This is a genomic window from Halomonas sp. BC1, from assembly GCF_002078135.1.
GTDB classification, from domain to species: domain Bacteria; phylum Pseudomonadota; class Gammaproteobacteria; order Pseudomonadales; family Halomonadaceae; genus Vreelandella; species Vreelandella stevensii.
This window is the reverse complement of record NZ_LFGS01000012.1, coordinates 261,853-270,614: the sequence shown is the minus strand read 5'-3', so window position 1 is coordinate 270,614 and position 8,762 is coordinate 261,853. Positions and strand designations below refer to the sequence as shown.

The window sequence follows — 8,762 nt, the reverse complement described above, 5'->3', positions numbered from 1 at the left end:
TGGCCCGCTTGCGGGTCATTTTACGTAGGCACTGCCTGTCGCGAGCAGCTTGCTTTGCCGCCGTCAGTGCCCCCACGGCTTGTCGAAGCCTCTCTGAATTACCTGTGAACGCAGCGGTGGAGTTATGTGGATTCTGGTCATTGCCATCATGCTGGCAATCTTCGTACTGCCCAACGTCTGGGCGAAATGGGTGCTGAAGCGTCACACCCGTGGCCGCGACGACTACCCGGGCACCGGGGCCGAACTGGCCGAGCACCTGTTGCGCCGCCTGGGTGTAGAAGGGGTCAAGGTAGAGCGTACCGAGCATGGCGACCACTACGACCCGGAAGCCCGCTGTGTGCGCTTGACGCCAGACCACTACGACGGCCGCTCGCTCACCGCCGTCACCGTGGCGGCTCACGAAGTGGGCCATGCCCTGCAGCACCATGAAGGCTATGCGCCGCTGCTGGCCCGCAGCCGCCTGGTACAGCTGGCACAAAGAGCAGAAAAGCTGGGGGCGGTGCTGATGATGCTAGCGCCTTTCCTGTTCCTGCTGACCCGCTTGCCCGGCGGCCTGGCAGCGGTGGTGGCCATGGCCGTGATCAGTTTTGGCACTGCGGCACTGGTGCATCTGGTCACGCTACCGGTCGAGTTCGATGCCAGCTTCAACCGGGCCCTGCCGCTGCTGAAAGACTACGTGCCCCCCTACGACATGCCCGGTGCCCGCCACGTACTGACCGCTTGCGCCTTCACCTACGTCGCCGCCTCCCTGGCCAGCGTCATGAACCTGGGGCGCTGGCTGGTGATTTTGCGGCGCTGAGCCTGGCTTACGCCGGCCTGTTCGCCAGAATCACTGCGCGGCGAGGGGCGGGGTAGCCTTCTATGGTGCGGGTGCGGTCGTGGGGGTCCAAAAAGTCGGCCAGTGACTGATAGGTCATCCACTCGGTGGAACGCTGCTCATCCAGCGTGGTGACGGCTTCATCCACTACGCGCACGTTGGTGAAGCCGCAGCGCTCAAGCCAGTGGCACAGGGCGCGGGATGAGGGCAGGAAGTAGACGTTGGGCATGGCGGCGTAGCGCTCGCCGGGCACGAACACGGTCTGCTCGTCGCCTTCCACTACCAGGGTTTCCAGCACCAGCTCGCCGCCGGGGGCCAGCGCGCCCTTGAGCTGTTGCAGGTGCTCCAGGGGGGAAGGGCGATGGTAGAGCACACCCATGGAGAACACCGTATCGAAAAAGCCCAGGTTTTCCGGTACGTCCTCGATACCCACGGGCAGGAAGTGCGTGCGGCCTTCATCGGCGTCACCCACGAAGTGGCGCACGGCCTGAAACTGCCAGTAGAAGCGCGGGGAAGGGTCGATCACCAGCACGAAGGCGGCGCCTGCGCCTGCCATGCGCCAGGCGTGGTAGCCGCTGCCGCCGCCGACATCCAGCACTTTGCGATACTTGAGCGGGGCAAGGTGCGGCGCGACACGCTGCCATTTCCAGTCGGAGCGCCACTCGGTGTCGATATGAATACCGCCCAGACAAAACGGCCCCTTGCGCCAGGGGGCCAGCTTGCGCAGCAGGTTGAAACACTGGCGCTGCTGGCTCTCGGTTAGTGCCAGCTCTACCGTCAGCGTGTCGCTGTTGAGGTCGACGTGGCGCTCTTCGGGCAGCGGGGGCAGCTTGGCCACGGCCTTTTCCCAGGCGGAAAGGTCGCCGTGGCGCTGGCGGTCTAGCCCGCTGGCCAGCTGCTCGGGCAGCTTGGCCAGCCACGGCGTCAGCGAGGCGTCCTGTGCGGCCTGATCCAGAAACGCTTGATACAACACGCGATGATCGTCGGGAAGCAGCGCCACGTCAGCCCTCCTTGAACGCGATCAGCGAGGTGAAGTTCAGGTACTGAAACCAGGTCATCGAGCGCGGAAAGCCCGCCTGCGACAACCGCTCGTGCAAGGCATCCAGGGTGTCGGGAATCAGCACGTTCTCCAGCGCCGTGCGTTTCTGGCTGATTTCCATGTCGCTGTAGCCGTTGGCGCGCTTGAAGTCGTGGTAGCGCTCTACTCGCCAGGCATTGTCGCGCTCATCGGCGTCGATGGTCTTTTCCGAGAGAATCAGCACGCCGCCGGGCTCCAGGGCAGCGTACAGCCGCTTGAGCAGGGCATCTCGGTCGGCGGGAGGCAGAAACTGCAGCGTGAAGTTGAGAATGATCATCCCCGAGGGCGCGTACGCGTAGGTGCGGATGTCGGCTTCTTCCACCTGCATGGCGTGGTCGGGGCTCTCGTCGAGAAAGGTCTGGCGAGCACGCTCGACCATGGCAGGCGAGAGGTCGATGCCGGTATAGCGGAAAGCGTCGGCGGGCATGGCCCCGGCCAGCGCCAGGCCCGAGGCCCCCAGCGAGCAGCCCAGGTCGTAGACATGGGCGCCGTGGCGCAAATGGCGCTGGGCGATCAGGCTCAGCATGCCCAGGATCTGGCCATAGCCGGGCACCGAGCGGCGGATCATGTCGGGAAAGCAGGCGACGACCTGTTCATCGAAAGAGAACCTTGCCACCTTATCCAGGGGTGTTGAAAAGATAGCGTCGCGGTAAGATGCATCACTCATGGGCAAGCCAGGCTGGTTAATGAGGCTCGCTAGTTTACGCGCCCTTGTTAATCCAGAACAGGCCCGTCGATCACAGATTCCTGCCTCACGGAACGACGCCACAGGAGAGGGCACATGGCTTCAGCAAAGGCAACTCCCGATACGCTACCCGCTTGGCAAACGCTTACCCAGCATGCCCAGGCGATTCGTCACATCCATCTGAAGAACCTGTTTGGTGACGACCCCGAGCGCTGGTCACACTTCACCCGTCACGTGGCGGGGCTGACGCTGGACCTCTCCAAACAGCGTTGGGATGACGACACCCTGGAGCATTTGCTGGGCCTGGCGGAAGAGGCGGGCGTGCCGGGGGCCATCGAAGCGCTGTTGAGCGGCAAGCGGGTCAACGTCAGCGAAAACCGCCCGGCGCTGCACACCGCCTTGCGCTTGCCCGCCGATGCCCAGCTGGAGGTGGAGGGTGAAGACATCGTCGGGGCCGTGCACGACAGCCTGGCGCAGATGGAGCGCCTGGTGCAGCGCCTGCACGCAGGCCAGTGGCGCGGTGCCACCGGCAAGCCGATTCGTCACGTGGTGAACCTGGGGGTAGGCGGCTCGGATTTGGGCCCGCTGATGGTGACCCACGCGCTGGCCGATTATCGCCCCAGCGACATTCACCCCGTCGAGGTGCACTTTGCCTCGACCATGGATGGCTCGCAGCTGGCCGACTACCTGACGCGTTTCAACCCGGAAACGACGCTGTTCGTGCTCTCTTCGAAGTCGTTCACCACCATCGATACGCTGTCCAACGCCAACACCGCCCGTGACTGGCTGCTGGGGCGGCTGTCCCGGCATGCAGAAGCTGGCGAAGCCCCTCAGGCGCACACCATCAGTGCCGAACTGGTCGTGCGTCAGCACTTCATTGGTGTCTCGGCAAGCCCGGAAAAAATGAGCGAGTGGGGCATCACCCCGGACCACCAGCTGATGTTCTGGGAGTGGGTGGGGGGGCGCTATTCGCTCTGGGGCACCATCGGCCTGCCGATTGCCCTGGTGATCGGCATGGAGAACTTTCGTGCGCTGCTGTCGGGCGCGCACGCCATGGATACCCACTTCAAGACGGCGCCCATGGCCGACAACCTGCCCGTGCTGCTGGGCCTGGCGGGTATCTGGAACGTGAACTTTCTGGATATTCGTGCCCATTCGATTCTGCCCTATGACGGGCGTCTGGAATATTTTGCCGCCTATCTGGAACAGCTGGAAATGGAGTCCAACGGTAAATCCGTGACCCGCCAGGGCCAGGCGGTGAGTTACTCTACCTGCCCGGTGCTTTGGGGGCAGTTGGGTCCCAATGCTCAGCATGCGTTCTATCAGCTGCTGCACCAGGGCACCCAGCCGGTGGTCTGCGACTTCATTGCCCCGCTCAAACGCTACGACGAGATCGAAGACCCGGACACTCGCCGCCACCTGAAGGCCCAGCATCGGCTGGCGCTGGCCAACTGCTTCGCCCAGTCGCGGGTGCTGATGCTGGGGGACGATGCGCTGGAGGAGGACGGCCCGCGCCCCGAACACAAACGCTATCGCGGTAATCAGCCCTCGACCACGGTGCTGCTGGACAAACTCACGCCCGCCACCCTGGGGGCGCTGATTGCGCTCTACGAGCACAAGGTGTTCGTGCAGGCGGTGATCTGGGACATCAATCCTTTCGACCAGTGGGGTGTCGAGCTGGGCAAGCAGATTGCCACCGACACCCAGGCCATCATCGAAGGCGAAGGCGAGCTGGCGCGTTTGGACGCTTCCAGCCGTGGGCTGATCGAAGCGTTCTGGGCGGCGGAGCAGACGCCGCGCGGCTAAGGGATGCGTGGCGCCCGTTTTTCATGGCTGGATATACAGCTTTTTGCTTTTCCGCTATCCTGTGCCCTTTTGTCGGCGGCGCACGCCGCCGACAGTACGTATTTTTAGGAACTGACGTTACATGACCCAGTTTGATGCTTCTCAGTACGGCGCGAGTTCCATCGAGGTTCTCTCCGGGCTTGAGCCGGTGCGCAAGCGCCCTGGAATGTATACCGATACCTCGCGGCCCAATCACCTGGCGCAGGAGGTCATCGACAACAGTGTCGATGAAGCGCTGGCTGGGCATGCCACGGCCATCAGCGTCGTGCTGCACGGCGATGGCGCCATCGAAGTGCAGGATAACGGGCGCGGCATGCCCATCGACCTGCATCCCGAGCACGGTGTCTCGGGGGTCGAGCTGATTCTGACCAAGCTCCACGCGGGGGGCAAGTTCTCCTCGTCGAGCTATCGCTTTTCCGGCGGCTTGCACGGCGTGGGCGTGTCGGTGGTCAATGCGCTGTCGCGGCGGCTGGAGGTCGAGGTCACCCGGGACGGCGCACGCCACGCCATTGCCTTCGAACACGGCGAAAAGGTCGAAGAGCTCAAGGAGATCGGCAAGGCCGCCAAACGTGCCACCGGAACGTTGGTGCGCTTCTGGCCGGACGAAAGCTACTTCGACAGCCCCAAACTTGCGCTCTCACGATTGAAGCACCTGCTGCGGGCCAAGGCGGTGCTGTGCCCGGGGCTGGCGGTCACGCTGGTGGAGCCGGACGGCACCAAAACCGAGTGGGCGTACGCCGATGGCCTGCGCGACTACCTGGCCGAAGCCACCGATGGCTACGAGGTGCTCCCCAGGGAGCCTTTCGTTGGCCACTTCAATGATGACGAGCATGGCGTGGACTGGGCGATTCAGTGGCTGCCGGAAGGCGGCGAAGCGCTGCTGGAGAGCTACGTCAACCTGATCCCCACGCCCCAGGGCGGCACCCATGTGAACGGTTTCCGGGCGGGGTTGCTGGATGCCCTGAGGGAGTTCTGCGAATTCCGCAATCTGCTGCCCAGGGGCATCAAGCTCACCGCCGAAGACCTGTGGGAGCGCGCGTCCTTCGTGCTGTCGGTCAAGATGCTCGACCCTCAGTTTGCCGGGCAGACCAAGGAGCGGCTGTCGTCGCGTACCATTGCCGGATTCGTGTCCGGCGTGGTGAAAGACGCGTTCTCGCTGTGGCTGAACCACCATGTGGAGCAGGCCGAGCAGTTGGCCGAGCTGGTGATCAGCGCTGCCCAGCAGCGTCAGCGGAAATCGAAGAAAGTGGCGCGCAAGAAGGTCACCTCGGGCCCCGCGCTGCCGGGCAAGCTGGCCGACTGTTCGGGCCAGGACCCGGCCCAGAGCGAGCTGTTTCTGGTGGAAGGGGACTCGGCCGGGGGCAGCGCCAAGCAGGCGCGCAACCGCGAAACCCAGGCCATCCTGCCGCTGCGCGGCAAGATTCTGAACACCTGGGAGGTCGAGACCCACGATATCTACGGCTCCCAGGAAGTCCACGACATTGCGGTGGCCATTGGCGCCGACCCCGGCAGTGCCGACCTGGAAAAGCTGCGCTACCACAAGATCTGCATCCTGGCCGATGCCGATTCGGATGGCCTGCACATCGCCACGCTGCTGTGTGCCCTGTTCGTGAGGCACTTCCCCGCCCTGGTGGATGCAGGCCATGTGTTCGTGGCCATGCCGCCGCTCTACCGGATCGATCTGGGCAAGGAAGTGCACTACGCCCTGGACGAGAGCGAAAAGGCCGCCATCCTCAAGCAATTGGCCAGCAAGCGCGGCACCCCCAACGTGCAGCGCTTCAAGGGGCTGGGCGAAATGAGCCCGCTACAGCTGCGTGAAACCACCATGGCCGTGGAGACCCGCCGGCTGGTGCAGCTCACGCTGAGCGAGGGGGACGGCACGCTGGAGATGATGGACATGCTGCTGGCGAAAAAACGTGCCAGCGACCGCAAGAAGTGGCTGGAAGATTACGGCAACCTCGCAGACATTGAGGTATAACCTCCGATGACCATGGATATTCAGGTAGCGGAGGGCGACGTCGAGCGTCTGTCCCTGCGCGACTACACCGAAAAAGCGTACCTCGACTACTCGATGTACGTCATTCTCGACCGCGCGTTGCCCAACATCGGTGACGGTATGAAGCCCGTCCAGCGGCGCATCATTTATGCCATGCGTGAACTGGCGCTGCACGCCAACGCCAAGTACAAGAAGTCGGCGCGTACCGTGGGCGACGTGCTGGGCAAGTTCCACCCCCACGGCGACAGCGCCTGCTACGAAGCCATGGTGCTGATGGCCCAGCCGTTCAGCTACCGCTACCCGCTGGTAGATGGCCAGGGCAACTGGGGTAGCCCGGACGACCCCAAATCCTTCGCGGCGATGCGCTACACCGAGGCCAAGCTCTCCAAATTCGCCGACGTGCTGCTCAGCGAACTGGGCCAAGGCACCGTGGAGTGGGCGCCCAATTTCGATGGCACCATGCAGGAGCCGGTGGTACTGCCGGCTCGTCTGCCCCATGTGCTGCTCAATGGCGGCACCGGCATTGCCGTTGGCATGGCCACGGACATTCCGCCGCACAACGTATCGGAAGTGGTCGATGCCACCTGCCATCTGCTGCGCAACCCCAAGGCCACCACGGCCGAGCTGATGGCGTTCGTGCCCGCGCCGGATTTCCCCACCGATGCCGAGATCATCACCCCCAAAGCAGACCTGCAAAAGCTCTACGAAAGCGGCCGTGGCTCTGTGAAGCTGCGCGCTCGCTACGTGCGAGAAGAGGCCAACGTGGTGATCACCGCGCTGCCTTACCAGGTCAGCGGTGCCAAGGTGCTGGAGCAAATCGCCGCGCAGATGCAGGCGAAGAAGCTGCCCATGGTGGCCGACCTGCGCGACGAGTCGACCCATGAAGAGCCCACCCGACTGGTGATCGAACCGCGTTCCAGCCGTGTGGACGTGGAGTCGCTGATGGCTCACCTGTTCGCCACCACGGACCTCGAAAAGAACGTGCGGGTGAACATGAACGTGATTGGCCTGGACGGTCGGCCACGGGTCATGCCGCTGAATGACATGCTGGGCGAGTGGCTGCGCTTTCGTCGTGCCACGGTGCGCCGTCGCCTGGAGCATCGGCTGGGCAAGGTGGAAGATCGCCTGCACATTCTGGAAGGCCTGCTGACGGCTTACCTGAACATCGATGAAGTGATTCGTATCATCCGCGAGGAGGACGAGTCCAAACCTGCCCTGATGAGCGCTTTTGGCCTCTCCGAGCGGCAGGCCGAGGCGATTCTGGAGCTACGCCTGCGCCACCTGGCCAAGCTGGAAGAGATGAAGATTCGCGGTGAGCAGGACGAGCTGGAGAAAGAGCGCAAGACCCTGCAAGGCCTGCTGGGCAGCGACGCCAAGCTCACCACGCTGATCGAAAAAGAGATTCGCGCGGCGGGCAAGGAGCACGGCGATGCGCGCCGTTCGCCGCTGGTCGAGCGCAGCGAAGCGAAAGCGCTCTCGGAAGTGGAGCTGCTGGGAGCCGACCCGATTACCGTGGTGCTGTCCGACAAGGGCTGGATCCGTGCGGCCAAGGGCCATGACATCGACCCTGAAGGGCTATCGTACAAGGCGGGCGACAGCTTCCGCCTGGCGGCCCGGGGCAAGACCAATCAGCCGCTGGTGCTGCTGGACGATACTGGCCGTGCCTACACGCTGCCAGCGCACAACCTGCCCAGCGCCCGAGGGCAGGGCGAGCCGGTCACCGGCCGCGCCAATGTCTCGGCGGGCGCCCAGATGGCGGGCTTGATGCTGGCGCCGCCCACGCGCCGCTTTTTGCTGGCCAGCGATGGTGGCTATGGCTTCGTCGCGCCCCTGGAGGCGCTGACCGGCAAGAACAAGGCGGGCAAGGCGGTACTCAGCGTGCCGAAGGGCTGCAGCGTCATGGCGCCCGTGGAGGTGCCGGACGGCGAATCGCTGTGGGTGGCGTCGGTTTCCAATGAAGGGCGGCTGCTGCTCTTCCCGCTGGACCAGTTGCCCGAGATGGCCAAGGGCAAGGGCAACAAGATGCTCGATATCCCCGGCCCCCGGGCGGCGCGGCGCGAAGAGTTCCTGCGTGATATCGCCATTGTGCCGGAAGGCGGGGAGCTGATCATTCATGCGGGTAAGCGCAAACTGACGCTCAAGGCCGATGACCTTGCTTATTACCGGGGTGAACGTGGGCGTCGGGGCAGCAAGTTGCCGCGCGGTTTCCAAAAAGTTGAACGACTAGAAGCAGGGGAGTGACCGATGGCACGCGGTGATGAAGCAGTAGCCGATGTGGTGATGAGTGTACTGGCACCACGCTGGACACCCGACATGGAGCCGCCCCTGGCGGCACTGCTGG

General features: G+C 64.0%; 6 protein-coding genes. 4 read left to right on the top strand and 2 right to left on the bottom strand.

Annotation, left to right across the window (positions count from 1 at the left end; translation table 11 throughout):
• The first annotated feature begins 124 nt into the window (after positions 1-124).
• Positions 125-799, top strand: a complete 675-nt coding sequence (locus B7L72_RS10805) for a zinc metallopeptidase (RefSeq protein ID WP_016913411.1) — start codon at positions 125-127, stop codon at positions 797-799.
• A gap of 7 nt (positions 800-806) precedes the next feature.
• On the opposite strand, the gene cmoB is transcribed toward B7L72_RS10805, so the two are convergent.
• Both cmoB and cmoA read right to left on the bottom strand, forming a co-directional pair.
• Positions 807-1,817, bottom strand: coding sequence for a tRNA 5-methoxyuridine(34)/uridine 5-oxyacetic acid(34) synthase CmoB (cmoB, locus tag B7L72_RS10800; RefSeq protein WP_081194240.1), 1,011 nt, complete (start codon positions 1,815-1,817; stop codon positions 807-809).
• 1 nt (position 1,818) lies between these two features.
• Positions 1,819-2,562 (bottom strand): carboxy-S-adenosyl-L-methionine synthase CmoA, encoded by a 744-nt coding sequence (gene cmoA, locus B7L72_RS10795; RefSeq protein WP_039177622.1) that lies wholly within the window; start codon positions 2,560-2,562, stop codon positions 1,819-1,821.
• Positions 2,563-2,676: 114 nt separating this feature from the next.
• Here cmoA and pgi point away from each other — a divergent pair, with 114 nt between their 5' ends.
• The 3 genes from pgi to parC all read left to right on the top strand — a co-directional run bounded on the left by pgi (position 2,677) and on the right by parC (position 8,662).
• Positions 2,677-4,386, top strand: coding sequence for a glucose-6-phosphate isomerase (pgi, locus tag B7L72_RS10790; protein ID WP_081136933.1), 1,710 nt, complete (start codon positions 2,677-2,679; stop codon positions 4,384-4,386).
• Between the two features lie 121 nt (positions 4,387-4,507).
• Positions 4,508-6,403, top strand: coding sequence for a DNA topoisomerase IV subunit B (gene parE, locus B7L72_RS10785; RefSeq protein ID WP_016913415.1), 1,896 nt, complete (start codon positions 4,508-4,510; stop codon positions 6,401-6,403).
• Positions 6,404-6,409: 6 nt separating this feature from the next.
• Positions 6,410-8,662 (top strand): DNA topoisomerase IV subunit A, encoded by a 2,253-nt coding sequence (parC, locus tag B7L72_RS10780; protein WP_081194238.1) that lies wholly within the window; start codon positions 6,410-6,412, stop codon positions 8,660-8,662.
• Positions 8,663-8,762 lie beyond the last annotated feature (100 nt).